The 24,857-nt window shown below is 60.2% G+C and carries 26 protein-coding genes; 20 read left to right on the top strand and 6 right to left on the bottom strand.

Annotated features, from left to right (window positions below; genetic code table 11):
* Positions 1-18 precede the first annotated feature (18 nt).
* The 4 genes from IEX57_RS04940 to IEX57_RS04925 all read left to right on the top strand — a co-directional run bounded on the left by IEX57_RS04940 (position 19) and on the right by IEX57_RS04925 (position 4,777).
* Positions 19-1,953 (top strand): glycoside hydrolase family 127 protein, encoded by a 1,935-nt coding sequence (locus tag IEX57_RS04940; RefSeq protein WP_188702914.1) that lies wholly within the window; start codon positions 19-21, stop codon positions 1,951-1,953.
* 125 nt (positions 1,954-2,078) lie between these two features.
* Positions 2,079-3,305, top strand: a complete 1,227-nt coding sequence (locus IEX57_RS04935) for a PQQ-dependent sugar dehydrogenase (RefSeq protein WP_188702912.1) — start codon at positions 2,079-2,081, stop codon at positions 3,303-3,305.
* 6 nt (positions 3,306-3,311) lie between these two features.
* The gene (locus tag IEX57_RS04930; RefSeq protein WP_188702909.1) at positions 3,312-4,016 is read left to right on the top strand and encodes an alpha/beta hydrolase; all 705 of its coding nucleotides are present in this window, start codon (positions 3,312-3,314) and stop codon (positions 4,014-4,016) included.
* 23 nt (positions 4,017-4,039) lie between these two features.
* Complete coding sequence (locus IEX57_RS04925) at positions 4,040-4,777, top strand: class I SAM-dependent methyltransferase (RefSeq protein WP_188702908.1); 738 nt, start codon at positions 4,040-4,042, stop codon at positions 4,775-4,777.
* 6 nt (positions 4,778-4,783) lie between these two features.
* Here IEX57_RS04925 and IEX57_RS04920 read toward each other — a convergent pair whose 3' ends face one another.
* Together IEX57_RS04920 and IEX57_RS04915 are read right to left on the bottom strand one after the other, a co-directional pair.
* Positions 4,784-5,200, bottom strand: coding sequence for a SufE family protein (locus IEX57_RS04920; RefSeq protein WP_188702906.1), 417 nt, complete (start codon positions 5,198-5,200; stop codon positions 4,784-4,786).
* Positions 5,197-6,408, bottom strand: a complete 1,212-nt coding sequence (locus tag IEX57_RS04915; protein ID WP_188702904.1) for an aminotransferase class V-fold PLP-dependent enzyme — start codon at positions 6,406-6,408, stop codon at positions 5,197-5,199. The genes IEX57_RS04920 and IEX57_RS04915 overlap by 4 nt, the downstream gene beginning before the upstream one ends.
* Before the next feature lie 49 nt (positions 6,409-6,457).
* On the opposite strand from IEX57_RS04915, the gene nudB reads away from it, so the two are divergent.
* From nudB to IEX57_RS04895, 4 genes are all read left to right on the top strand, one after another.
* Entirely contained in the window at positions 6,458-6,901 is a 444-nt protein-coding gene (gene nudB / locus IEX57_RS04910) for a dihydroneopterin triphosphate diphosphatase (RefSeq protein WP_188702901.1), read from the top strand.
* A gap of 210 nt (positions 6,902-7,111) precedes the next feature.
* Positions 7,112-7,861, top strand: coding sequence for an endonuclease/exonuclease/phosphatase family protein (locus tag IEX57_RS04905; RefSeq protein ID WP_188702899.1), 750 nt, complete (start codon positions 7,112-7,114; stop codon positions 7,859-7,861).
* 2 nt (positions 7,862-7,863) lie between these two features.
* Positions 7,864-9,030, top strand: coding sequence for a cardiolipin synthase ClsB (gene clsB / locus IEX57_RS04900; protein WP_188702897.1), 1,167 nt, complete (start codon positions 7,864-7,866; stop codon positions 9,028-9,030).
* 228 nt (positions 9,031-9,258) lie between these two features.
* Positions 9,259-9,714, top strand: coding sequence for a hypothetical protein (locus tag IEX57_RS04895; RefSeq protein ID WP_188702896.1), 456 nt, complete (start codon positions 9,259-9,261; stop codon positions 9,712-9,714).
* Between the two features lie 91 nt (positions 9,715-9,805).
* Here the strand turns inward: IEX57_RS04895 and IEX57_RS04890 are convergent, their stop codons facing one another.
* A complete protein-coding gene (locus IEX57_RS04890; RefSeq protein WP_188702894.1) occupies positions 9,806-10,612 on the bottom strand; it encodes an RNA methyltransferase in 807 nt (268 codons plus the stop codon).
* Between the two features lie 238 nt (positions 10,613-10,850).
* On the opposite strand from IEX57_RS04890, the gene IEX57_RS04885 reads away from it, so the two are divergent.
* The 5 genes from IEX57_RS04885 to IEX57_RS04865 all read left to right on the top strand — a co-directional run bounded on the left by IEX57_RS04885 (position 10,851) and on the right by IEX57_RS04865 (position 14,505).
* A complete protein-coding gene (locus IEX57_RS04885) occupies positions 10,851-11,633 on the top strand; it encodes an inositol monophosphatase family protein (RefSeq protein WP_188702892.1) in 783 nt (260 codons plus the stop codon).
* Between the two features lie 27 nt (positions 11,634-11,660).
* Positions 11,661-12,107, top strand: coding sequence for a DUF3293 domain-containing protein (locus IEX57_RS04880; protein ID WP_188702890.1), 447 nt, complete (start codon positions 11,661-11,663; stop codon positions 12,105-12,107).
* Positions 12,108-12,185: 78 nt separating this feature from the next.
* Complete coding sequence (locus IEX57_RS04875) at positions 12,186-12,959, top strand: DeoR/GlpR family DNA-binding transcription regulator (protein WP_188702888.1); 774 nt, start codon at positions 12,186-12,188, stop codon at positions 12,957-12,959.
* The gene (locus tag IEX57_RS04870) at positions 12,956-13,993 is read left to right on the top strand and encodes an oxidoreductase (RefSeq protein WP_188702886.1); all 1,038 of its coding nucleotides are present in this window, start codon (positions 12,956-12,958) and stop codon (positions 13,991-13,993) included. The genes IEX57_RS04875 and IEX57_RS04870 overlap by 4 nt, the downstream gene beginning before the upstream one ends.
* 17 nt (positions 13,994-14,010) lie before the next feature.
* Positions 14,011-14,505, top strand: coding sequence for a heme-degrading domain-containing protein (locus IEX57_RS04865; RefSeq protein ID WP_188702884.1), 495 nt, complete (start codon positions 14,011-14,013; stop codon positions 14,503-14,505).
* A gap of 79 nt (positions 14,506-14,584) precedes the next feature.
* Here IEX57_RS04865 and IEX57_RS04860 read toward each other — a convergent pair whose 3' ends face one another.
* From IEX57_RS04860 to IEX57_RS04850, 3 genes are all read right to left on the bottom strand, one after another.
* Entirely contained in the window at positions 14,585-14,899 is a 315-nt protein-coding gene (locus IEX57_RS04860; protein WP_188702882.1) for a HigA family addiction module antitoxin, read from the bottom strand.
* Positions 14,899-15,177, bottom strand: coding sequence for a type II toxin-antitoxin system RelE/ParE family toxin (locus tag IEX57_RS04855; protein ID WP_188702880.1), 279 nt, complete (start codon positions 15,175-15,177; stop codon positions 14,899-14,901). The genes IEX57_RS04860 and IEX57_RS04855 overlap by 1 nt, the downstream gene beginning before the upstream one ends.
* A 72-nt stretch (positions 15,178-15,249) precedes the next feature.
* Positions 15,250-16,200: a sugar-binding transcriptional regulator gene (locus IEX57_RS04850; RefSeq protein WP_188702878.1), complete on the bottom strand. Its 951-nt coding sequence runs from the start codon at positions 16,198-16,200 to the stop codon at positions 15,250-15,252.
* Between the two features lie 547 nt (positions 16,201-16,747).
* Between IEX57_RS04850 and IEX57_RS04845 the strand changes: the two genes are divergently transcribed.
* The 7 genes from IEX57_RS04845 (at position 16,748) to xylB (ending at position 24,790) form a co-directional block, all read left to right on the top strand.
* Positions 16,748-18,058, top strand: a complete 1,311-nt coding sequence (locus IEX57_RS04845) for an ABC transporter substrate-binding protein (protein ID WP_229708723.1) — start codon at positions 16,748-16,750, stop codon at positions 18,056-18,058.
* Between the two features lie 162 nt (positions 18,059-18,220).
* Positions 18,221-19,165: a carbohydrate ABC transporter permease gene (locus IEX57_RS04840; RefSeq protein WP_188702875.1), complete on the top strand. Its 945-nt coding sequence runs from the start codon at positions 18,221-18,223 to the stop codon at positions 19,163-19,165.
* Entirely contained in the window at positions 19,162-19,971 is an 810-nt protein-coding gene (locus IEX57_RS04835; protein WP_188702873.1) for a carbohydrate ABC transporter permease, read from the top strand. Before IEX57_RS04840 ends, IEX57_RS04835 begins: the two co-directional genes overlap by 4 nt.
* Positions 19,968-20,630, top strand: coding sequence for an HAD family hydrolase (locus IEX57_RS04830; protein ID WP_188702871.1), 663 nt, complete (start codon positions 19,968-19,970; stop codon positions 20,628-20,630). The genes IEX57_RS04835 and IEX57_RS04830 overlap by 4 nt, the downstream gene beginning before the upstream one ends.
* 57 nt (positions 20,631-20,687) lie before the next feature.
* Positions 20,688-21,788 carry an ABC transporter ATP-binding protein gene (locus IEX57_RS04825; protein ID WP_188702869.1) on the top strand — a complete coding sequence of 367 codons (1,101 nt, stop codon included), beginning with the start codon at positions 20,688-20,690 and terminating at the stop codon, positions 21,786-21,788.
* Between the two features lie 100 nt (positions 21,789-21,888).
* Positions 21,889-23,274 (top strand): D-arabinitol 4-dehydrogenase, encoded by a 1,386-nt coding sequence (gene dalD, locus IEX57_RS04820; RefSeq protein ID WP_188702867.1) that lies wholly within the window; start codon positions 21,889-21,891, stop codon positions 23,272-23,274.
* A 46-nt stretch (positions 23,275-23,320) separates the two neighbouring features.
* Positions 23,321-24,790, top strand: coding sequence for a xylulokinase (xylB, locus tag IEX57_RS04815; RefSeq protein WP_188702864.1), 1,470 nt, complete (start codon positions 23,321-23,323; stop codon positions 24,788-24,790).
* The last annotated feature ends 67 nt before the right edge of the window (positions 24,791-24,857 follow it).

The raw sequence follows: 24,857 nt of genomic DNA, 5'->3' as shown, positions 1-24,857 counted from the left end.
ATGAAAAGGAACCGCGCGATGCAAGTACATGAAGTGAATCTGCAAGGCTGCGTCATTGATGATCCACTGCTGGGGCAATACCAGGCACTGGTGCGCGATGTGGTCATCCCTTATCAATGGGCCGCCCTTAATGACCAGATCCCGGAGGCGGAACCCAGCCATGCCATTGATAACTTCCGCATTGCTGCCGGGCAAAAAGAGGGCACGTTCTACGGTATGGTTTTTCAGGACAGTGACGTCGCCAAATGGCTTGAGGCGGTGGCCTGGTCACTGGTGCAGCAGCCAGACCCGGGGCTGGAAAAAACAGCCGATGAAGTCATTGCCCTGATCGCAGCAGCCCAGCAGGCAGACGGTTACCTGAACACCTGGTTTACCGTCAAAGCCCCGGAGCAACGCTGGAGCAATCTGGCGGAGTGCCATGAACTGTATTGTGCCGGGCACCTGATCGAAGCCGGCGTCGCCTGGTTTGGCGCAACCGGCAAGCGCCAGTTGCTGGAGATCGTCTGCAAACTGGCCGACCATATTGACCAGATGTTCGGGCCGGAACCGGACCAGCTTCAAGGCTACCCCGGCCACCCGGAAATTGAACTGGCCCTGGTGCGCTTGTACGAAGTCACCCAGGAGCAGCGCTATCTGCAACTGGCGCGGTTCTTTGTAGAGCAGCGGGGCGCGCAGCCACACTACTATGACATCGAGTCCGACCGGCGCGGCGGCAGTTATTTCTGGCCGGTGCATGGCCCGGCCTGGATGATCAAGGATAAGGCGTACAGCCAGGCGCATCTGCCGCTGGCGCAGCAAAACACCGCCACTGGCCATGCTGTGCGGTTTGTTTATTTGCTGGCGGGTGTCGCGCATCTGGCCCGCCTGTGCGGTGACGAAGAAAAACGCCAGACTTGCGTGCGCCTGTGGCAGAACATGGTGGAGCGGCAACTTTATATAACCGGCGGGATCGGCGCGCAAAGCCACGGTGAATCGTTCAGCACGGATTACGATCTGCCCAACGATACGGCCTACGCAGAAAGCTGTGCCTCGGTGGGTCTGATGATGTTTGCCCGGCGAATGATCGAACTGGAAGGCGAAAGCCACTACGCCGACGTGATGGAGAAAGCGCTCTACAACACCGTTCTGGGCGGCATGGCACTGGACGGCAAGCATTACTTTTACGTCAATCCGCTGGAGGTTCATCCGGCGACCCTCGCCAGCAACCACATCCATGATCACGTCAAACCAGTGCGCCAGCGATGGTTCGGGTGTGCCTGCTGCCCGCCTAACATTGCACGATTGCTAACCTCGTTGGGGCATTACATCTACACCCGGCGTGACGATGTGGTCCTGGTCAATCTGTACGTTGGCAATGTGACTACCCTGGGTGATTTGCGTCTGCACCTGCACGGCAATTATCCGCAGCAGGAAAACATCCGCATCGTGATCGAGGCCGCGCCAGATGCTCCGCGCGGCATTGCCCTGCGAATCCCGGACTGGTGCAGCAATGCCACCTGGACGGTGAATGGCGACGAGCTGTCCGGTGAACACATCAAGGGTTACGTGCATCTGCGACGGGTCTGGCGGGCTGGCGATGAAATCAGCCTGCATTTACCCATGGCCGTCCGGCGCGTGTACGGGCACCCACAACTGCGGCACGTTGCGGGCAAGGTGGCCGTGCAGCGTGGCCCGTTGGTGTATTGCCTTGAGCAGGCGGACAACGGCCCGGCATTGCACAACCTGCGCTTGCCGCCGGATAGCGTATTCGGGCAACTTGCTGGTGAAGGGGCCCTGGCGGGACTGGTGCTCTTGCAAGCAAAAGGGCTCAAGCACGCCCGACCTTCGCACACCGCGCTTTATGCCTATGACACTACGCCGCAGACCACCCCGGTGTCGCTGATATTCATCCCCTGGTTTGCCTGGGCCAACCGGGGTGAAGGCGAAATGTGTGTATGGGTCCGTGAACACTGAGCACCATTTCGCCCAATACCCGGCGTTTGGCCCGGGTATTGGGCCGCCAGCTGATTTCCAGGGTTCCAAAGCAGGCACGATTGCGTCAGGATAGGCGCAAGACCCATTTACCTTGATGCTGACCTATGACCATTCGCTCTCTGCGCTGTCTGATGCTGGTATCCACGCTGCTCGCCCCCGTGGCCTTTGCCGCGCCCGATGCAGGCACACCCTACGCCATCAAAGGCACTTGTGAAGGGCTGCCGCGCGTCAATCTGAAAACCGCGCCGGGTTTTTGCGTTGGTCTGGCCGCTACCGGTCTGGGTATGCCGCGCGGGGTGCTGCCGCTGGCAGATGGTTCTGCGCTGCTGACTGATATGGGCGGTTGGGGCGAGGGCAAGGGCCGTGTATTGCGGTTGGTGCGCAGGCAGGGCGGGTTTGATAGCGTCACCTTGTTCAGTGGCCTCAATCGCCCCCACGGTTTGCAACTGGGCCCGGATGGTCAGGTTTATCTGGGCGAAGATGGCCGCATCAGTCGCTTCAACCCGACTGACGCGCAGCCGAAATTGACGATGGTGATCGACAAACTGCCCGCCGACGGCCGCCATCCGATCAAGACCTTTTTGTTTGGCCTGGACGGTGCCTTGTATATCAACTTTGGTTCGGCCACCGATAACTGTGAAGGGCGGATCGACACCAGCCAGCCACCGCTGCAGCAATGCAAGGACATGCAGACTGACCCGCAGCGGGCATCAATCTGGCGCTACACCCAGCAAGACGGCCAATGGGAAGGCAAACAGTTTGCCGCCGGCCTGCGTAACTCGATGGCGCTGGCCATTCACCCGGTGACTGGTGCGTTATGGCAGGCCGAAAACAGCCGCGACTATATCAATCGCAAAATTCCCGGCATGAAAGACGACGAAAACCTGCCGCACGAAGAGCTCAACCTGATTCACGAAGGCAGCAACTACGGCTGGCCCTATTGCTACGACAACAACGTGCCGGCCCCTGAATTCCCGCAAGCCGATTGTGGCCTCTTTGCCAAACCGGCGATGTTGCTGCCCGGCCACGCCGCCCCGCTGGGCATGGCGTTCTACAACGAACCCGCCGGCCTTGCCGCATGGCGCGGCAGCCTGATCATGGGTTGGCACGGCTATCGCAACAACGGCCACCGCCTTGTGGCCATCCGTTTTGACAGCAACGGCATGCCGCAGGGCCAACCGCAAGAGCTGATCAGCGACTGGGGCGACATCCCCGGCAAACACCCGATGGGCGCGCCCACGGACATCAAGGTCGATAAAACAGGCGCAATCTGGATTACGGAAGACCGTAATGCGGATTTGCTGATCATGGCGCCGGTGCGGGGGCGCTAAATAAACATGCTTCGTTTCACCTTATGCATGCTGCTGGCCTGTGTGAGCGCGGTGGCGTTTGCAGCGCCGCATTTCCAGGTGACCTGGCCTGCCGCAAAGTGCCGTGCGCCTCAGGCGCCTGTTGCGGTGATTGTGCCGGGCTACGGGTTAAGCGGGGATGACTACACATTTCTCCAGGCGTTTTTGACGCAGTTTGGGTACGGTGTTGTCGTCTACGATGGTCAGATCGGAAGAACAACACCGTTGTTGTTGCAAAGTAGTCCGCTCGCGCCGCAATTACGCTGGTTGGCAGACCAGACTGCAAGGGCAGTGAGTGACGTTTTGCAGCAAGGCCAGACTCTTTATCCGCAAGGAGACTGGCATCGGGTGTTGTTGGTCGGGCACTCATTGGGCGGGGATGCGGCGGCGTTGCTGGCAAGCTGGCTGCCAGAACGAATCAGCGCCCTGATTACGCTGGATAACCGGCGCGTGCCTCTGCCGGTTACAGAACACTTCAAGGTGTTGTCGATTCGGGCTACGGATACCGTGGCCGACCCCGGCGTTTTGCCGAGCGCGCAAGCAATACAAGGTACGAGTCTGCAGCTGGTGACTTTGCAGGGCGCGCATCATAACGATATGCAAGATGCCGGGCCTGAGGCGCTCAAGCAGCAGATCCGCGCAGCGCTGACCGGATTTCTTCGTGCCAACGGACTTCCCGAATGTCATCGTTGAGTTTTTCCAGGCCTTGACCTGCCATGCCACAAAACATCTACGACAACCCGGTCTTCTTTGAGGGCTACAAAGCGCTGCGGCAGAACGATACCGGCCTGAACGGTGCAGTCGAAATCCCCGCCCTGCAGGGTTTGTTGCCTGCGCAGGCGGGCCTGCGTGTGCTTGATCTGGGGTGCGGCTTCGGTGACTTTGCGCGGTATGTGCGCAGCCAGGGGGCGATGGCGGTGACCGGGGTGGATGTGTCGCTGAACATGCTTGAAGAAGCGCGCCGGCTGACCGTTGATGCGGCGATCCGTTATCACCATGGCGCCATTGAAGACTTTCAGCCTGATCAAGGCGAGACGTTTGATCTGGTCGTCTCTTCGCTGGCCCTGCACTACGTGGCCGATTACGCGGCTGCGGTGCAGGCGGTATGGCGCGCGCTCCGGCCTGGTGGGTTGTTTGTGTTCTCTGTAGAGCACCCGGTGTGCACGGCTAACCCGGTCGGCTGGGTCAAGGATGAACACGAGGGCAAGGCGCACTGGCCGCTGGATCACTATCAGGCCGAAGGGCGGCGCGATACGCGCTGGTTTGTTGATGGCGTCATCAAGTATCACCGCACCACGCAAACCTGGATCAATACCTTGCTGGAACGGGGGTTTGCGCTGGAACGCATGCTGGAGCCAGGCCCGGTGCCGCATGCTTTGACACTGCGGCCAGCGCTGGCAGATGAAAACCGGCGGCCGCCGTTTCTGCTGCTGCGGGCACGCCGGTCGGGGTGAGGGCGCTCAGGCGGCGCGTATCACCTTGACCATGGCCGCAAGGCCGCTGGCGCGGGAGCTGGAAAGAAAGCGCTGCAGGCCAAGGGTTTGCAAAAGTGCCGCAAAGTCAAAACCGGCGACTTCATCCTGGCTGCGGCCCGCGTAGGCAGCGCAGACCAGCGTGAGCAAACCTTTGACAATACGGGAGTCGCTGTCGGCCTGCAGTTGCAGGTGGCCATCTTGCCACTGTGTCACCAGCCAGACTTGCGCCTCGCAGCCGGCGACACGGTGGGCGTCGGTTTTAAGGTCGTCTGCCATGGCGGGGAGTTCGCGGGCCAGCTGGACCAGCAAGCGGTTCTTGGCCTCCCAGCCGTGCGCGGCTTCCAGTCTGGCGCTCAGGGTGGGCAGGGCCAGCGATTCGGGCAAGGCGGGCCAGGCGCTCATTGCAGCAACTCCAGTGTGTCTTGCAGTGCGGCCAGCAAGCGCTCGATATCGGCGCTGGTGTTGTATAGCGCCAGCGAAACCCGCAAGGTGCCCTGGCTTAAACCCAGCGATTGCATCAGCGGCCCGGCGCAATGATTGCCCACGCGCACGGCAATGTCGCGTTCATCCAGAAACTGGGCGACGTCGTACGGGTGCGCCCGCCCAAAAACCAGCGAGGCAATCGGCCCTTTGTCCGGGGCGTTCCCGACAATCCGCACGCCGTCCAGGTATCTGATGCCTTCGGCCAGTTGCTGATAAAGCGCCGCTTCATGCCGGGCAATGGCCGGGCGATCTTGCGCAGACAACCATTCCAGCGCAGCGGCCAGCGCCACGGTCTGCGCAAATGCGGGCGTGCCGGCCTCAAACCGGCGCGGGGCAGGGGCGAACGTGGTGCCGGCAAACGACACGCGCTCGATCATCTCGCCGCCGCCTTGCCACGGCGGCATGTCGGCCAGCAGCTCGGCACGGCCCCAGAGCACACCAATGCCGGTCGGGCCAAAAACCTTGTGACCTGAAAACACGTAGAAATCCGCACCCAGCGCCGCGACATCCACCGCTTGATGTGCGATGCCCTGCGCGCCATCCACCAGTACCCGCGCGCCGACGCTGCGGGCCGCCTCAATGATCTGTTCCAGCGGCGGGCATACGCCCAGCGCGTTGGACATCTGGCTGATGGCCACCATGCGCGTGCGCGGGCCGAGCAAGCTGGCAAACGCGGTCATGTCGATCTGGCCGTCTTCTTGCAGCGGAATCGGCCTGATGACGGCGCCCGTGCGCTGCGCAATCAACTGCCACGGCACGATATTGGCGTGGTGTTCCAGGGTAGAAAGAATAATCTCGTCGCCAGCCTTGAGCTGACTACCGCCCCAGCTGTAAGCCACCAGATTGATGGCCTCCGTGGCGCCGCGGGTAAATACGATTTCCTGCGCACTGGCATTGATAAAACGCGCTACGGTGTTGCGTGCTGCTTCATAAGCTTCTGTTGCCGCATAACCCAGGCGGTGCCCGCCACGATGCACGTTGGCATTGCTTTCTTCATAGAAGCGTCGCTCAGCATCCAGCACCACGCCTGGCTTTTGCGTGGTGGCCGCGTTGTCCAGCCAGACCAGGTCCGGGTTGGCGGCCAGCAGCGGAAAAGAGGCCCGGTCGGGCAGCGACGAGTGATCCATGGGTGCGTACAGAAAGTGAAGCAATAGATGCGCATTGTATAATGCGCCGATGGCTTACAAACAACCGATCTCCGTCCTTGTCGTTATCCACACGCCTGATCTGAAAATCCTGCTGCTGGAGCGCAAGGGTTACCAGGATGGCTGGCAATCCGTCACGGGCAGTCGCGAGGGCGAAGAACTGTTGCCGGATACGGCCCACCGCGAGGTGTTTGAAGAAACGGGGCTGGATACCAATCGCTATGACCTGGCGGACTGGCATTACAGCTCCGACTATGAAATCTACCCGGTCTGGCGCCACCGTTATGCGCCGGGTGTGACCACCAATACGGAGCACGTGTTCAGTCTGGAAGTGCCATTTGAACTGGATATCACGCTGGCGCCGGATGAACACACCCGCTATCGCTGGGTGACCTGGCAGGTGGCGGCAGAAATGGTGTTTTCGCCGTCGAATGCCGAGGCGATCCGCACGCTTGCCGAACGTCGTCAGGGGTAACGCCAGGCGCTTGCTGCCCGTCAGCTTCATCCCCATCTTTCTCGTAATAAGTCACGCTGCAGAACCTTCGCTGACCCGTCTGTCAAACCTGACGTTGTCAGTGATAACCCGCTAAAAACCGGCCGGGCTGAGTGCTACGATGATCTCGTACACCTCAGGCAAAACATGCCGGCCCTGATCGTCATAACGATATAAAGCGCTGATCTGGTTATGGAAAGAAGAATCAAGGTTGCCTCCTACAACATCCACAAGGGCCTCTCGCCGCTGAACCGCCGGCTGGTGGTGCATGACGTGCGTCATGCGCTGCATAACCTGGCGCCGGATGTAGTGTTCCTGCAAGAAGTGCAGGGCGAGCACAGTACCCGCGCGCGCAAGTTCAACTACTGGCCGACCACGCCACAGCATGAATATCTGGCGGGCGACGATCTTTCGTTTGCCTACGGCCGCAACGCGATCCATCGCCTTGGTCACCATGGCAACGCGGTGCTGTCACGTTTTCCGATCAGCCGCTGGGGCAATCACGACATCACGCTCAACCGCTTTGAAAAACGTGGTTTGCTGCATTGTGTGCTGGAGATTCCCAGCTGGAATGTGCCTTTGCATGCGTTCTGCGTGCATTTGAACCTGCTGGCGCGGGATCGACGCAAGCAACTGGCGGCGATGGTGGAACAGATTCAGGACGAAGTGCCGAGGAACGCGCCGCTGGTGATTGCCGGCGACTTCAATGACTGGCGCCGCGAGGCGACCCGGATTCTGGGTTCCGAGCTGCATGTGATTGAAGCGTTTGAAACCATGCATGGCTCGCCCGCCCGCAGTTTTCCGGTGCGCTTGCCGGTGCTGTCGCTTGATCGCATCTACGTGCGCGGCTTCGGCATTGAAGTGGCTGATGTGCTGGGTGGCCAGCCCTGGTCGCATTTATCGGATCACGCCCCGCTGTACACTGTGCTGCGGCGGGGTTGAGTATGGACGGCTACCTGTCTGGTAACCGCATCAAGCTTCTCAAAAATGGCGCAGAGTATTTTCCGGAATTGTTAGGTGCCATCGCGCACGCAGAGCGCGAAATCTTCCTGGAAAGCTATCTGTTTGAGCTGGACATCATTGGCGAAGCCGTGTGCGAAGCGCTAATGAAAGCCGTGCAGCGCGGCGTAGAAGTCAAAATGCAGCTGGACGGCTTTGGTGCCCGCAAGTTTCCGGATGCCTGGAAAATGCGGCTGGCCGAGGCCGGCGTGTGGTTGCTGTTTTTCCGGCCAGAAGTCAAAGCCTTGTCGTTCAATCGCCAGCGCTTGCGGCGGCTGCATCGCAAACTGGTCGTCGTCGATGGCGTGCTGGCGTTTGCGGGCGGCATCAATATCCTGTCTGACTACACCGGCCAGCCCGGGCCGGAACCGCGCTACGACTATATGGTGGAAGTGCGTGGCCCGGTGGTGACCACCATGCATGAGGCCGCCGACCGGCTCTGGCGCCATACCGCCTGGGTGCAGGTGGAGCCCGACTGGGCCAGGACCAGCCGCGACAAACCGCCGTATGAAGAGGCGGGCGGGGCGCTGGCGCGGTTTGATATCCGCGACAATCTACGCAACCGTCATACCATCGAGCGCGAATATCTGGAGACCATCGAGGCCGCCACGGATGAAATCCTGATTGCCTGCGCGTATTTCTTGCCGGGCTACCGTTTTCGCCATGCGCTGATCGATGCTGCAGCCCGTGGCGTAAAAGTGGTGCTGCTGCTGCAGGGCACGCTGGATCACGCGTTGCTGCAATATGCCAGTCGGGCGTTCTTTCGCCAGTTTATCGAGGCAGGCATAGAGATTCACGAGTACGTCAGCGGCTATATGCATGCCAAAGTGGCGGTCATTGACGGCGCCTGGGCGACGGTGGGGTCGTCCAATATTGATCCGTTCAGCCTGTTGCTGGCGCGTGAAGGAAATGTGTTTGTGCGCGATAAGGATTTTGCCGGCACGCTGGCACAAGACGTGCGCAATACAATTGAAAACTCGGCACGACCGGTGCAATTGCCGGCCAGATTGCGCGGGCCATCGGGCTGGCGTATCAAGCCCTGGCTCAGTTACGGAATTGTCCGGTTTTTGATGGCGGTATCCGGTTACGGGGGCGAGCGTTACCTGAAATAAAATATGAATACAAAACAGGTGACGTAGTTCACTTTGATGCGTTGAAATCGGCCGCTTGTCGGCCATTTTTTATGCGCGCTTCTCCAATTGTATCGAAAGGTTATGGGTGATTGACGCCGTAATTGCCGCTGCGTAGATTTCGCCAAAAAAGACAACCGCACATAACAAAGTCACCGCAATAGCTACCCGTTGGCGCGGTCTACAAACATTCAATCAGGAGTCCTGATCATGAACAAAATGATGCGAGTTGTTGCTGCTGTTATCTCTGCCGGTGCCATTTTTGCGCCGCTGTCGGCCCACGCTGATACCCCGGGCCCGCACCCGTATTACCTGCACGCATTGAGCGATCTGCGCGACGCGCGTGGTTATCTGGATCGCATTGATTCCAGTCAGGTGCAAAAAGACGAAGTGAAAGCGCTGGAAGAAATTGACGCGGCCATTGGTGAAATGAAACATGCTGCGATCGACGACGGCAAGGATATTCATGACCATATGCCGGTCGATGCCAATCTCAAGCATACCGACCGTTTTCACAAAGCGCTGGAATTGCTGAATCGCGCAGAGCAAGACGTATCGCATCAAGAAAGCGATCCGGCTGCGATCGAATTGCAGGCGCGCGTATTACACCATATTCATGAAGCGCATCACGCTGTGGATCGCGCAATCAATGCCGCACTGGAATAAACCGGATTAATCCGGAAATGGCGCATTAAACACCGCCAATCAAAAAGGCCGCAATTGCGGCCTTTTTGATTGGGTAAACCGCAAGCAATATTTATTCAGATGCGGGCTGGTCTTTCTGGCCGGGTGGCGGCACCACACGCTCGAACTCAACAGCGGCACGCAAGACGCCGCGCAGCATATCCACTTCTTCCTGATCCAGCTGGGCGCGCTGCACAATGCGGCGCACGCGCGGCATCAGGCGCTTGGGGTTTTTGGTGCGCAAGAAACCAATGGTGATCAGCGTGCGTTCCAGGTGCTCATAAAAAAGCTCCATGTATTCATGGCTGGGCAGGGTGCGTTTTTCTTCCAGGTGGCTCACGTCATCCAGCAGCGCCGCGCGCAATTCGTAGCACAGCACCTGCACGGCTTGCGCCAGGTTCAGGCTGGAATACACGGGGTTGGTTGGAATGGTGACAAGCCGGTTGCACTGGCGCACTTCATCAATGGTCATGCCATTGGTTTCGTTGCCGAAGACGAGGGCGATCGTGCCGCCGCTGGTGGCTTCTTGCAAAAGCTCCGGCACCAGTTGCCGCGGCGTGTGCAAGGGCTGGACCAGTTCGCGCCGGCGTGCGGTCATGGCCACTTGCAGCGTGGTGCCCGCCAGCGCTTCTTCCAGCGTGTTCACGACGGTGGCGTTGTCGAGTACATCATCGGCGCTGCTGGCGAGCGAGCGCGCCACGTCCGACGGGTATTCTTTCGGGTTCACCAGATAAAGGTGCGACAAACCCATGGTTTTCATGGCGCGGGCGGTAGACCCGATGTTGCCGGGGTGCGAGGTATTGCACAGCACGACGCGAAACGCGGCGAGCGTGTGGTTGGCGGCAAGGCCGGCTTCAGGAAGATCAGTCAGTTCAGTCATTCGGGGCGTATCAAGGCGTTTTTTGGTTGGCGCTGACAAAAGGGCCGGAAATTCAGTACAATAGCGGCTATAGTTGTTTTCGATCTTTACAGGCTGATCCGTGACGCACTTCGCGCCGCCCGGGATCAGTGACAATCTGCATCGTCATGCATGGGCCGCTGGCCGCTTTGCCATTGTGTAATGGCATTGCAGGTTGCGCGTTTCAATCAGCCTGTTTCAATCTGCCAGGGGTAAGTTCATGCATCCGATGCTCAATACGGCCGTTCGTGCCGCTCGCCGTGCCGCTTCCGTCATCCAGCGCGCATCCAATAATCTCGATCTGATCACGCCAGAGAAGAAAGGCCACAACGACTTTGTGTCTGAAGTGGACCGCGCTGCTGAACGTGCCATCATCGAAACCATTCTGGAAGCCTATCCCAAGCACGCCATTCTAGCAGAGGAGTCCGGTGCGACCGGTAATTCCGAATTCGAATGGATCATCGACCCGCTTGATGGCACCACCAACTTCCTGCACGGCTTTCCGCAATATGCGGTGTCGATTGCCCTGGCACACAAAGGTGTCGTGACGCAGGCCGTGGTGTACGACCCGAACCGCAACGATCTGTTTACCGCCACCCGTGGCGTGGGCGCGTTCCTGAATGATCGCCGTATCCGCGTTTCCAAGGTGCGTGAACTGTCTGATGCGCTGGTGGGTACCGGCTTTCCGTATACCGACTTCAAGCATCTGGATACCTACCTGAACATTTTCCGCGAAATGGCGCAGAAAGCTGCGGGCGTGCGTCGCCCGGGCGCAGCCGCGCTGGATCTGGCCTATGTGGCTTGCGGTCAGTTTGACGGTTTCTTTGAGTTTGGCCTGAAGACGGTTGATATCGCCGCGGGCTCTTTGCTGGTGCAAGAGGCCGGTGGTCTGATTACCGACGTTGAAGGTGGCGAAAACTACTTGCAGACCGGTGATGTGATCTGCGGTACGCCGCGCGTGTTTGGCCAGATGCTGCAACTGATCAAGCCGCACCTGAAGTAAGCGTCAAACCAGAACGGTGATCCGGCCATGACTGCGCCAGATGCCGATTCCCGCCTGGCGGCGCTCAACGCCGCCTACATGGCCACCCGCTATGTTGTGCCCGCACTGGGCCTGACATTGCGGGTTGGCCAACACTCCCCGGAACTGGATGCCGTACTGCGTCAGCACGATGCGCACGGCTGGATGTTCATCTCTGCGTGTAACCCATACTCCCGCGCCGTGCTGTGCCAGCACGAGAACCTTGCACGCCACCAGAATCTGCTTGATGCCCTGAACACGGCCGGACTGGTCTTCTTTGAAGGCTTTGGCGAGGGCGATGACGGCCAGTGGCCGGCCGAACCCTCTGCGCTGGTGCTGGCGGTCGATGCGCCTGCCGCTGCGGCATGGGGTCAGCGTTTTGAGCAAAACGCCGTGCTATCAGGCACCTTGGGCGGCGCTGCCGGTTTGCTCTGGTGTCTGCCCGCAGACGCCTGATTGCGGTTTCAAAAATACAAAACCGCAATAAACCGCATTAATTTGCACAATCTGGCATGGCCGGACTAGAATGTCCGCATGTTTACTGAAGAACGCCATCAAACCATTCTTGATTACCTGGCCGAAACCGGCCGGGTGACGGTGCTTGAGCTCGCCCAGCGGCTGCAGGTGTCAGACGACACGGTGCGCCGTGATTTGCGTGCGCTGGATGAACTGGGCTTTTTGCAAAAAACCCACGGCGGTGCGGTGTCGCTGGAAGTGCCGCGCATGGCGCGGGCGCAGCGCGCCCAGGTGCTGCCGCAGGTCAAGCAGCAACTGGCGCAAGCAGTCATTGAACAGATTGAACCGGGCCAGACGCTGATGCTTGATGCCGGGCAAAGCGTACTGGCCGTGGCGCAAGCCCTGCCGGATGTGCCGCTCACCGTGATCACGCATGCGCTGGATATTGCCAATGCATTAAGCCAGCGCCCGCAAATACGCCTGATTCTGGCGGGTGGCCTGTGGGATGCACGCCAGCGCTTGTTTACCGGCACGCAAACCGTGGCGCAGATCCAGTCGCTGCGGGCTGACTGGGCCATCATGGGGGCGTGCGCGGTACATGAAAAACTCGGCCTGACCGCCAGTGATGCCGCCGATGCCGAAGTCAAACGCGCCATGCTGGCGGCCAGCGCCCAGGCCATGCTGGTGGCTGATCACAGCAAGACTGGCCGTAGCGAACCCTTTTTTGTCTGCCCTGTGCCGCATTTTACCCACTGGTTTACTGATCGCACGCCCGGCTGGGCGAATGCGCCGGCGGGTTTGCGGGTGATCGGGGCAGGGCATGTTTCTACAAATACGGAGAAAACCGCATGAATCGACTCAAAGTTGCACTGGTGGGCTACGGCTACGCCGGTAAAACCTTTCACGCCCCGCTGATCGTGGCCTCGCCCGGCCTGCAACTGGCCACAGTGGTATCCAGCGATGCGGGCAAAGTCCATGCGGATTACCCGGACGTCAACGTGGTAGCGCACGCCCGCGAAGCGCTGGCCGATCCGCAGATTGATCTGGTGGTGATCGCCGCACCCAATGACCAGCATTTTCCGCTGGCACAAGCCGCCCTGGCCGCAGGCAAGCATGTGGTGGTCGACAAACCGTTCACGACCACGCTGGCCGAAGCCCGCAGCCTGATCGCCCAGGCTAGGGAAGTGGGCAAGGTGTTGTCGGTATTCCAGAATCGCCGCTGGGATGCGGATTTTCTGACTGTGAAAAAACTGCTGGCCGATGATGATCTGGGCCGCGTGGTGCATTTTGAATCGCACTTTGACCGGTTCCGCCCGGTAGTGCGCCAGCGCTGGCGCGAAGCCGCCGGGCTGGGTAATGGCCTGTGGTTTGACCTGGGTCCGCACCTGGTCGATCAGGCACTGCAACTGTTTGGCACGCCAGAAGCGGTGTATGCCGATATGGCCATCATGCGTGATGACGCGGTGGCGACCGATTATTTCCACGTTATCCTGCGTTATGAAGGCCTGCGCGTGATCCTGCATGGCAGCACGCTGGTGGCCGGTGGCCCGCGCTTTGTCATTCATGGCGACAAGCGCAGCTTTATCAAGCAGGGCCTGGATACCCAGGAAAGCCAGCTCAAGGCCGGTGGCAAGCCGGGTGATGCCGGTTGGGGTCAGGATGCGCTGGATGGCTCGTTGATCACCAGTGTGAACGACATCGAAGAAACTGAAGTGGTCAGCACACAAGTGGGCGACTATCGCGCGTATTACAACGGCGTGGCGGCAGCCATTGCCGCTGGCGAACCCAACCCGGTGTCCGGCGAAGAAGCGCTGGCCGTCATGGCGATCATCGAACTGGCCCACACCAGCGCCACTATGCAGCGCGAACTGCCGTTTACGGTTTGATACCAGAGGGGAAGTGCATGACCGATTTTGCCAAAGACCTGGCCGCGATCAAGCGCCAGGAAGAAGTGCTGCAGTTTGACCGGTTCGATACCGATGAAGCCTGGAAGCTGGGCTGCCGCCTGCGTGATATGGCCGTGGCGCGCAAGGCGCCAATCACCATTGAAATCACGCTTAATGGCCAGCGTCTGTTTTACGTCTCCATGCCCGGCACGACGCCGGTGAATGATGACTGGGTGCGTCGCAAACGCAATGTGGTCGAACTGCATCATCACAGCACGTATTTTATTGGCCAGGGTTGCCGGCAATCCGGTATGACCCTGACTGACAAAATCGGCGTGCCGCTGGCCGACTACGCCACCAACGGCGGCGCTTTTCCCCTGTTGATCAAAGGCGCGGGCTGCGTGGGTAGTGTGATTGTGTCCGGTCTGGCGCAGCGTGACGATCACGGCTTTGTGGTCGAAGCGCTGGCAGCGCACCTGGGGGTGTCGCTGGACGGGTTGATGCTGGATTGATGTAGTTGTTGATTGAAAAAAAGCCCGCTGATGCGGGCTTTTTTTGTGGTCTGGTCTGCCTTGATCAGGTAAAGGCAACTTATGTTGGCAGTGTATGCACCTGCATGACCTTGGGTCGCCGGCCGTGCAGGGTGGATTGCCACAAGTCATAAGCCATCTGCGCACGCAGCCAGCTTTCCGCGCTGGGGCCAGCGTCGGGGCCGCCCAGCCAGCTTTCAAGTCGCAGAGCCATTTCGGTCGATATACCGGCATGGCCATGCAGAATGCGTGACAGGGCGGCGCGGGTTACCCCGAGTTCAATGGCGGCCTGGCTGACGGTAAGGTCCAGTGCGGGCAGGATATCTTCACGAAGTGCTTCGCCGGGGTGCGGCGGGTTGTGCATGGCGCTGGGCATCAATGGTAGTCCTGATCATCAACAAGCTCGGCGTGGCCGCTTTCAAGCCGGAAAGTCATGCGCCAGCTGCCAGACACGGTGACGGCCCAGTGGCCGGCCAAATGACCTGTCAGTGCATGCAGGCGCCAGCCGGGCAGGTTCATGTCTTGCGGATGGAGTGCCACATCGAGTCGGGCAAGTTGTCTGCCCGGTCGCCCGGCGTGCGATGGCTGAATGCCCGCCGTGCTACCGGTCTCAAAAAACTGACGAAGGCCTTTGTGCCTGAAGTGCTTGATCATGGCACAAAGCGGATAGCGTAACTATACGCCTGTTTGTGCGCTAAATCAGTATTGACGCCCAAAAGAGGGGTGTTATTCCGTCATCGCCAGCGCCTGACGCGCTGATTCTTCATCCGTCACCAGCCCTGACAACCATTTCCCGCGCAGTGCTGCGTTCAATGCGGCGTATTTGCTGGCGCCACCGGCAAAGGCGATCACCGGGCGTTCCACGGCGGTGGGCAATTGCAGGCTGGTGACGCGGTCGGTGATGGGCGAGGAGATGGGCCGGCCTTCGTGATTGACGGCATGACCAATGATTTCACCGGCCGCGCCCTCAGAAACCAGCTGGCCGATCTCTTCTTTGCTCAAGAAACCATCTTCTTCCAGCGGGCAGCCCGGGCCGACTGAGCCGATGCCGATAAAAGTCACGTCTGCGTGGGCAGACAACTCGCTCACTACGCGGTACACGCGGTGGCTGCACCACTGGCGGCAGTCTTCGGCGCTGTCGGCAATCAGCGGGGCGGGCAGCATGAAGTATTTGCTGCCGGTTTTCTCTGCAGTACGCAGCGCTACGTCGTAGCGGTTGGAAGCGCCGTCAGTGGCAATGGCGCCGACCATCGAGACGATGCGATGTTGCGGGCGCTCGATCTCTGTCAATTCGTCGATCACGGCCTTGAGGGTCCGGCCAGAGCCCAGATTCACCACGATCGGGGTTTCGGACTGCAAGAACTGCGTCATGACCTCGGCGCCCGCCACGGCCAGCATGCGGCGCAGGCCTTCAGATTCACCGCTGGCAGGCACCACGCGGCACAGGCTCAAGCCAAAGCGAGCTTTCATCTGCTCGGCCAAGGCCAGGCAGTCGGTGATTTCATGCTGCACGCTGACCCGTACCAGGCCTTGTTCTACGGCGTACGCCACGAGGCGCTGTGCCATCTGGCGCGAGATGCCCAGGTGATCGGCGATCTCATGCTGGGTGTTGTTGGCAACGTAATACATCCACGCGGCCCGCGCGGCCTGATCCAGTTTTTCTTGCTGTTTAGACATCGATTGCTCCGTGATGCAGGTCTGGCGCTGGCTGGCGGCAGACGGCGCTTGCCGATTGTAGCCATTTCAGCGGCCGTGCGGCAGTCACTGCGCGGCCGGGTGTGGTGCGCAAGACAAGTGCATAAAAGTGGCATTTGCTCTAAATGTGGGCAAAAGCTTGACATTGCGCAAGTGATGTTTGATTATTTGCTCGTGTAGTGATTAATTGCTCACTACGCGATGGCGAAAACCCAGGCCTGCCAGCCTGTCAGGCATGACAACGCTGCTGCATTTGACAGTCGCAAAGACCTTGAGCAAGAAGAAAATGGGGTTAAAGCACAGCAAATTGCAGTTAATGTGCGGTCTTTTTGCGTCATCAGAACTCGAACGACACGACGGATATGCCGCGCCGCGCTTGATGGCAGTTGCATAAAACAACGTCGGCAATGCGGTACCCAGCAAGCAGGAGCGGGTCGATGAATGCACCATATTGGTGTCAGAAGGCTACAAAAAATGTAGTCGGCACCGCGTTCATCGCCCAACGTACAAACGTTTGGAGAGACAAAGCATGAAACGCAATGCCATGATTTGCGCCGTGAGCGCGGCCACCTTTGCCGCGGCCGGTTTTGCCAGCGCCGCCACCGTGACCATCGCCACCATCAACAACCCGGACATGATCGAACTGCAAAAGCTCTCGAAGCAGTTCGAAGCCGCCAATCCGGATATCCAGCTCAAGTGGGTGACGCTGGAAGAAAACGTACTGCGCCAGCGCGTGACCACCGACATTGCCACCGGTTCGGGCCAGTTTGACCTGATGACCATTGGTGCGTACGAAACCCCGATCTGGGCCAAGAAAGGCTGGCTGACCCCGCTGAACCTGCCGGGCAGTTACGACGTCAACGACGTGATCAAGCCCGTGCGTGACGGCTTGTCGCTCAATGGCAAGCTCTACGCTGTGCCGTTTTATTCTGAAAGCTCCATGACCTACTACCGCAAAGACTTGTTCGATGCCAAAGGTCTGAAGATGCCGGAACAGCCGACCTGGAACGATATCTCTGGCTTTGCGGCCAAGCTCACTGATAAAGCCAATGGCGTGTATGGCATTTGTTTGCGTGGTCAGGCCGGTTGGGGCGAAAACATGGCGCTGGTCGGCACCATGGTCAATACCTTTGGTGGCCGCTGGTTTGACGAGAACTGGAAGCCCACCATTGATACGCCCGAGTGGAAAAAAGCCGTCACCACTTATGTGGATATCCTGAACAAATACGGCCCTCCGGGCGCCAGTGCCAACGGTTTCAATGAAAACCTGGTGCTGTTTGGCAGCGGCAAGTGTGCCATGTGGATCGACGCCACCGTCGCCGCCGGCATGCTGTACAACGGCAAGGAATCCAAGGTGTCCGATAAGGTCGCCTTCGCCCAGGCCCCGATCGGCACCACGCCGAAGGGCGCGCACTGGCAGTGGATGTGGTCGCTGGCGGTGCCCAAGTCGTCCAAGAACCAGGACGCTGCGCAGAAATTTGCCGCGTGGGCGACCAGCAAGGAATACATCGGGCTGGTGGCCAAGGATCTGGGCTGGGCTTCGGTGCCGTCCGGTACGCGTGAATCCACCTACGCCAATCCGGAATACCAGAAAGCCGCGCCGTTTGCTGCCTTTGTGCTGAACGCCATCAAGACGGCCAACCCGACTGACGCCACCGTGCAGAAAGTGCCTTATATCGGCATCCAGTTCGCCACCATTCCAGAGTTCCAGTCCATCGGTACTGTGGTTGGCCAGCAAGTGGCCGGCGCACTGACAGGCAAGAGCTCGGTCGACGCCGCGCTCAAGTCATCGCAAGCGCTGGCCGAACGCGCCATGCGCCAGGCGGGTTATCTGAAGTAATGCGTGAGGCGTGAGGAGGGAGGCGAGGGGCCAGGTGTGCCCTCCTGATGCCTTCCTCTCTTGCTCCATCGGGTGAGGGATGAGGTGCCGTGGCAAGACCATGCCGCAGGTTTTTTGCGCCTCAGCCCTTACGCCTTACCCCTTACTCACCGTAGGTGTCCCATGACTCAACACGTTCTTGAAGCCCTGCCAGCGGGTACGGCGGCTGCAGTGGCGCCTGCGCCCCGGCGCAAGCCGGTGACACCGCTGGCCAGGTTGCTGCTTACGCCATCGGTGGCCGTCCTCTTTTTGTGGATGATCGTGCCGCTGGCCATGACGCTGTATTTTTCTGTGATCCGTTACAACCTGCTCAGCCCGGATCAGACCGGCTTTGTCGGCCTGGATAACTACAAATACCTGCTGGAAGACCCGACTTTCTGGCCCTCGATCGGCCGCACGCTGGTACTGATTGGCTCGGTACTGGCGATCTCTGTCATTGGCGGCACGCTGGTGGCGGTGTTGTTTGACCAACCCTTTGCAGGCCGCGGTATCGCCCGACTCCTTGTTATCGCGCCTTTTTTTGTGATGCCCACGGTCAGCGCGCTGATCTGGAAAAACATGGTGCTGCATCCGGTGTACGGCTTGTGGGCGGGGATATTCCGCCACCTGGGCCTGCAGCCCATCGACTGGCTGGCGGATTACCCCATGTGGTCGGTGATCGTGATGGTGGCGTGGCAGTGGTTGCCGTTTGCCTTCCTGATTTTGCTGACGTCGCTGCAATCACTGGATACCGAGCAAAAAGAAGCCGCGCAGCTGGATGGCGCCGGCTCCGTGCGCATCTTTGTCTACATCACGCTGCCGCACCTGTCGCGCGCTATTGCCGTGGTGATCATGATCGAGACCATCTTCCTGCTGTCGATCTTTGCCGAGATTTTCACCTCTACCGCAGGCGGCCCGGGCAATGAAACCACCACGCTGACCTGGCTGATTTACTCGATTGGTCTGCAACAGTTTGATATCGGGATTGCCTCGGCCGGCGGTGTCATTGCCGTGGTGCTGGCCAATATCGTGTCGATCTTCCTTGTGCGCATGCTCGCCAGAAACCTCAAAGGGGAGTACGACAAATGAATGACAAAGCCCCGATCTGGGTCGGCGTGCTGGGCTGGGCGGTCGCGCTGGTCATCTTCATGCCCATCTTCATCATCGCCATTACCGCGTTCAAAACCGAGCAGGATGCGTACTCGCTCAGCCTGGTGTTCACGCCCACCCTGCAAAGCTTTCATGAGGTCTTCGAGCGCAGCCATTACCTGTCGTTTGTCACCAACTCGGTGATTGTGTCGTTTGGCTCGACCTTGCTCTCGCTGGCGATTGCCATTCCGGCGGCGTATTCACTGGCGTTTTTCCCGGGCCCGCGTGCCCAGAAAACGCTGTTGTGGATGCTCTCGACCAAAATGATGCCGGCCGTGGGTGTGCTGATCCCGATCTATCTGCTGGCCAAAAATAGCGGCTTGCTCGATAGCGTGACCGGCCTTGTGATCATCTACACCCTGATCAATCTGCCGATTGCCGTGTGGATGGCCTTTACCTATTTCAACGAAGTCCCCAAGGAAATCCTGGAAGCCGCGCGCATTGATGGCGCCAGCGCCTGGCAGGAAATGCTGCACCTGCTGTTGCCAACGTCCTTACCCGGTTTGGCATCTACCGCGCTGTTGCTGGTGATCCTGTCGTGGAACGAGGCGTTCTGGAGCCTCAATCTGTCCAGCTCCAGTGCTGCGCCGCTGACCGTGTTCATTGCCTCGTATTCCAATCCGGAAGGCTTGTTCTGGGCCAAGCTCTCAGCTGCCTCTTTGCTGGCCGTGGCGCCCATTCTGTGCCTGGGCTGGATCGCGCAAAAGCAACTGGTACGCGGCATGACCTTCGGGGCCGTGAAATGACCCTGAAGCACCTGATCTGCGATTGCGACGGCGTCTTGCTCGATAGCGAAAGCGTGGCGCTGGCCGCCATTCTGGACGGCCTTTCCGGGCGTATGGAGCGCGCGCAGCTTGATGCCTTTCTGCGGCCGCGCCTGGGTATGACCCTGCACCACATCGCAGACGACATGGCGCGCGTGCTGGGCCTGCATCTGACACATGACGAGACGATGCATCTGGAAGCATCAGTAGAAGACCGCTGCATCGTCGAAGCCCAGGCCATTGATGGCGTGCGCAATGCGCTGCGCAAGGTGGCCCTGCCCATGGCGGTGGCCAGCAACAGCAGCCAGCCGCGGGTTGAGGCCGGTTTGCGCAATGCCGGACTGTGGACGCTGTTTGCCGGCCGTATCTACACGCCAGGCCGTGGTTTGCGCCCCAAGCCCGCGCCAGACCTGTACCGCGCGGCCTGCCAGGGTTTGACGGCGGATCCGGCCACCACGCTGGTGCTGGAAGACAGCGTGGCCGGCGTCACCGCGGCGCGCGCGGCCGGGTTGACGGTGCTGGGTTTTGTCGGCGCCCGCCATGGCGAGCCCGCAGCAGCCCAACGTCTGCGTGATGCCGGTGCAACCGATGTTTTTGACGATATGACGACGTTGCCGGCGCGCCTTGCCGCCTGGCATTAACAGACACCAGCGGCCCGCGCCAGTACGTGCGGGCCGGTCAAGAGAAAGGAGCCTGAGATGGCCAGCATGACCTTGCGGGATGTGCAAAAGAGTTACGAGTCGGTTGAAGTCTTGCGCAATATCAATCTGGATATCGCAGATGGCGAGTTTGTGGTGTTCGTCGGCCCGTCTGGCTGCGGCAAATCCACGCTGCTGCGCATGATTGCCGGGCTGGAAGAAATCACCGGCGGCGAGTTGCAAATTGGCGGCACCCGCATGAACGACGTGCCCGCCAGCAAGCGCGGCATCGCCATGGTGTTCCAGAGCTACGCGCTGTACCCGCACATGACGCTGTACAACAACATGGCGTTTGGCTTGAAGATTGCCGGCAAATCCAGAGAAGAAATCGATGTGGCGGTGAAGCACGCCGCCAAAATCCTGCATATCGACCATTTGCTGGATCGCAAACCCAAGGCGCTTTCCGGCGGGCAACGGCAGCGTGTGGCGATTGGCCGCGCCATCACCCGCGAGCCCTCTGTGTTTCTGTTTGATGAGCCGCTATCCAATCTGGATGCCGCGCTGCGCGTAAAAATGCGGCTGGAGTTCGCCAAGCTGCACGACGATCTGAAGACCACCATGATTTACGTGACGCACGATCAGGTGGAAGCCATGACGCTGGCCGACAAGATCGTCGTGTTGTCGGCCGGGCGGATTGAGCAGGTCGGCTCGCCGCATACGCTGTACCACCATCCGGCCAACCGTTTTGTCGCCGGGTTTATCGGCTCGCCCAAGATGAATTTCATTGAAGGCGAGGTCGCCGGCATTGGCCCGGATCACGTCAAGGTGCAACTGGCCGGCGGGGTGCAACTGGTTGCCGTTGATGGCAGCGGTTTGAAGGTGGGCGACAAGGTCACGGTCGGCATTCGCCCGGAACATGTGGCCATTGATGGCGCGGGCCAGATTCAGGCCACGGTGACCGCTCAGGAGTCTTTGGGCGATCACGCTTTTGTGTATGCCACGTATGCCGGTGCGCCGGATGGCCTGATCCTGCGCGTGCCGGACGAAGACGAATACGTGCACGGCAGCACCGTACAACTGTATGCCGACCCCAATCGTTGCCACTTGTTTGCCGCCGACGGCAGCGCCTGCCCGCGGGTCAAGCTGCAGGCCGCGGCGTAACGCCCCAACCGAATGATCGCCACACGTGACAAGCCGGGCCAGACGGTGCCGGGCAGGGCGCGTGCGGCCGCAAGACCGCCAAAGACACAGGAGATTCATCATGAATACACATGCCAACGGGCCCTGCACCTGGTTGCACCTTGGGGCCGGCTCTTTCCATCGCGCGCATCAGGCCTGGTATCTGCACCGCCTGCGCGAGGCCGGTGATCACGGCTGGACCCTGGCACTGGGCAATATCCGCGAGGACATGTCGCCTTTGCTGGCCGCACTGGCGCGGCAGAGGGGCGAGTACACGCTGGAAACCATTACCCCGGAAGGTGTGCATCAGTATGAAACAGTGCGCTCCATCGGCAAGATCGTGCCGTGGGATGCCGAGCTTGCCGCAGTGGTCGAGGCAGGCGCCGCCGCGCAGACGCGCGTGATCTCGTTTACCGTGACCGAGGCCGGTTATTACCTGGATCAGCATTTCAAGCTGGATATCGCCAACCCGGATCTGGCGGCAGACCTGAAAGGCGGCAAACGCACCATTTACGGCGCGCTGCACGCCATTCTCAGTGCCCGCCGCGCGGCCGGCCATGGCCCGGTCACGCTGTTGAACTGCGACAACCTGCGCCACAACGGCGAACGGTTCCGCGATGGCATGCTGCAATTCCTGGCCCTGCGTGAAGAGAACGATCTGGCAGACTGGGTGACCGTGAACACCGCCAGCCCCAACTGCATGGTGGACCGCATTACCCCGCGCCCGGTGCCGGCCGTGCGGGAACGCGTCAAAGCCGCCACCGGGTTTGATGATGAAGTGCCGGTGATGGGCGAGAGCTTTATCCAGTGGGTGGTAGAAGACCACTTTATTGCCGGCCGTCCGGCGCTGGAGAACGTCGGCGTCGAGATGGTCGAATCGGTCTTGCCGTATGAAGAGGCCAAGATCCGTATCCTGAACGCCAGCCACAGCTGCATTGCCTGGGCCGGCACGCTGACCGGCCTGACGTATATCCATGAAGGCACGCACGTCCCCTCGATCCGGCAGATGGCCTACGCTTATGTCACCGAAGACGTGATCCCGTGCCTGTCACCCAGCCCGATCGATCTGGGCAAATATCGTGATGTGGTGCTGGACCGTTTTGGCAATCCGGCCATTCGCGACAGCAACCAGCGCGTGGCCGCCGATGGTTTTTCCAAAATCCCCGGCTTTATTGCGCCGACGCTGAACGAATGCTTCAAACGCGGCGCGGTGCCGGTGGCGACCGCCATGTTGCCGGCGCTCTTTTATGTGTTCTTGCAGCGCTGGGCCGCCGGCAAGTTGCCATATGAATACCAGGACGGCATTCTGGACGCCACGGCGACGCGCGCCATGCTGGCAGATGCAGACCCGATTGCCCGTTTTTGCGCTGATCCCATGCTATGGGGCGCCATTGCCGGCAAGCCGGAGTTTGTTGTGCTGATGCGTGAATCGGTCGAGCGCGTGAATGGCTGGCTGGCCGCGCAGTAAGCCGGCTGGTTCAAGCAGTCAAACTGGGCAGCACACAGGAGAAAGCATGTATCTGGGCATTGATCTGGGCACGTCTGAAGTCAAAGTTGTGCTGCTCGATAGCCGCAACAACATTGTGGCCACCGCAGGGACCACGCTGACCGTCAGCCGCCCGCATCCACGCTGGTCAGAGCAAGACCCGGCCGCGTGGTGGGATGCCACGGTCGAGGCCGTCGACAAACTGCGTGCCGCGCACCCGGCGCAGTTTGCCGAAGTGCGCGCCATTGGCCTGTCTGGCCAGATGCATGGCGCGGTGGTGCTGGATGCGGCCGACAAGGTCTTGCGCCCGGCCATCTTGTGGAACGACATGCGCGCCGCTGATGAATGCCGTGAACTGACCGAACTTGCGCCTGATCTGCATGACATTGCCGGCAACCTGGCCATGCCGGGGTTTACCGCACCCAAACTTTTGTGGCTGCGCCGGCATGAACCGGATATCTACGCCAGAACGGCGACTGTGTTGCTGCCCAAAGACTGGCTGCGCCTGAAGCTGACTGGCGAAAAAGCCTCGGACCCCTCTGACGCGGCCGGCACCTTGTGGCTGGATGTCGCCAGGCGGGACTGGTCTGACACCTTGCTGGCCGCCACCGGGCTGACCCGCGATCACATGCCCAAACTGGTGGAAGGCGATGCCGTGTCCGGCTTCCTGCGCCCGGAACTGGCCGCGCGCTGGGGTTTGTCGACCGGTGTGATGGTGGCCGGCGGTGGTGGCGACAATGCCACCAGCGCGGTTGGCATTGGGGCGACCGCGCCGGGCGACGGGTTTATTTCGCTGGGCACTTCTGGCGTCATGTTTGTGGTGAACGACCGGTTCCGGCCCAACCCGGCCTCGGCCGTGCATGCGTTCTGTCATGCCTTGCCCAATCGCTGGCACCAGATGAGCGTGGTGCTCTCTGCCGCCAGCTGCCTGCGCTGGTTGTGCCGGTTAACAAGTACCGACGAAGCGACCTTGCTGCCTGAAGTCGCGGCACTGTCGGCCGACATGCTGGATCAGTCGCCCGTGTTCTTGCCGTATCTGTCGGGCGAGCGCACGCCGCACAATGACCCGTTCGCTCAGGGCGTATTTCACGGCATGACCCACGCGACCGATCGCGCCATGCTGGGTTATTCAGTGCTTGAAGGCGTGACGTTCGCGCTCAAGGATGGTCTGGACGCGCTGAGCGAGGCGGGCACCACCGTCGATACGCTGTCGCTGATGGGGGGCGGCGCCCGCAGCCCGTACTGGGCGCAACTGATTGCAGACGTGCTTAACCTGCGCATTGTCACGCATCACGGCGGTGAGGCCGGCGGCGCGCTGGGGGCGGCGCGTCTGGGCTGGTTGTGTGCCGGCGGGAACGAGGCCGATATCTGCCAGAAGCCGCCAGTGCGCGCGGAATACCTGCCGCAAACCCAGCGGGCTGACATCCTGGCGCACCGGCTGGCGTTTTATCGCGACCTGTACCGGCAGCGGCCGCAAGCGCATCTGGTACGCGGCTGATCTGGCTTTATATTTACCCGGGTAATATTGACTGGATATTTTTATCCGGGTAAATTGTGTTCTCGCA

It is taken from the genome of Silvimonas iriomotensis (assembly GCF_014645535.1).
Taxonomy (GTDB): Bacteria; Pseudomonadota; Gammaproteobacteria; order Burkholderiales; family Chitinibacteraceae; genus Silvimonas; species Silvimonas iriomotensis.
Note: the sequence above shows the minus strand (reverse complement) of the source record. Positions and strands in the feature narration are given on the sequence as shown.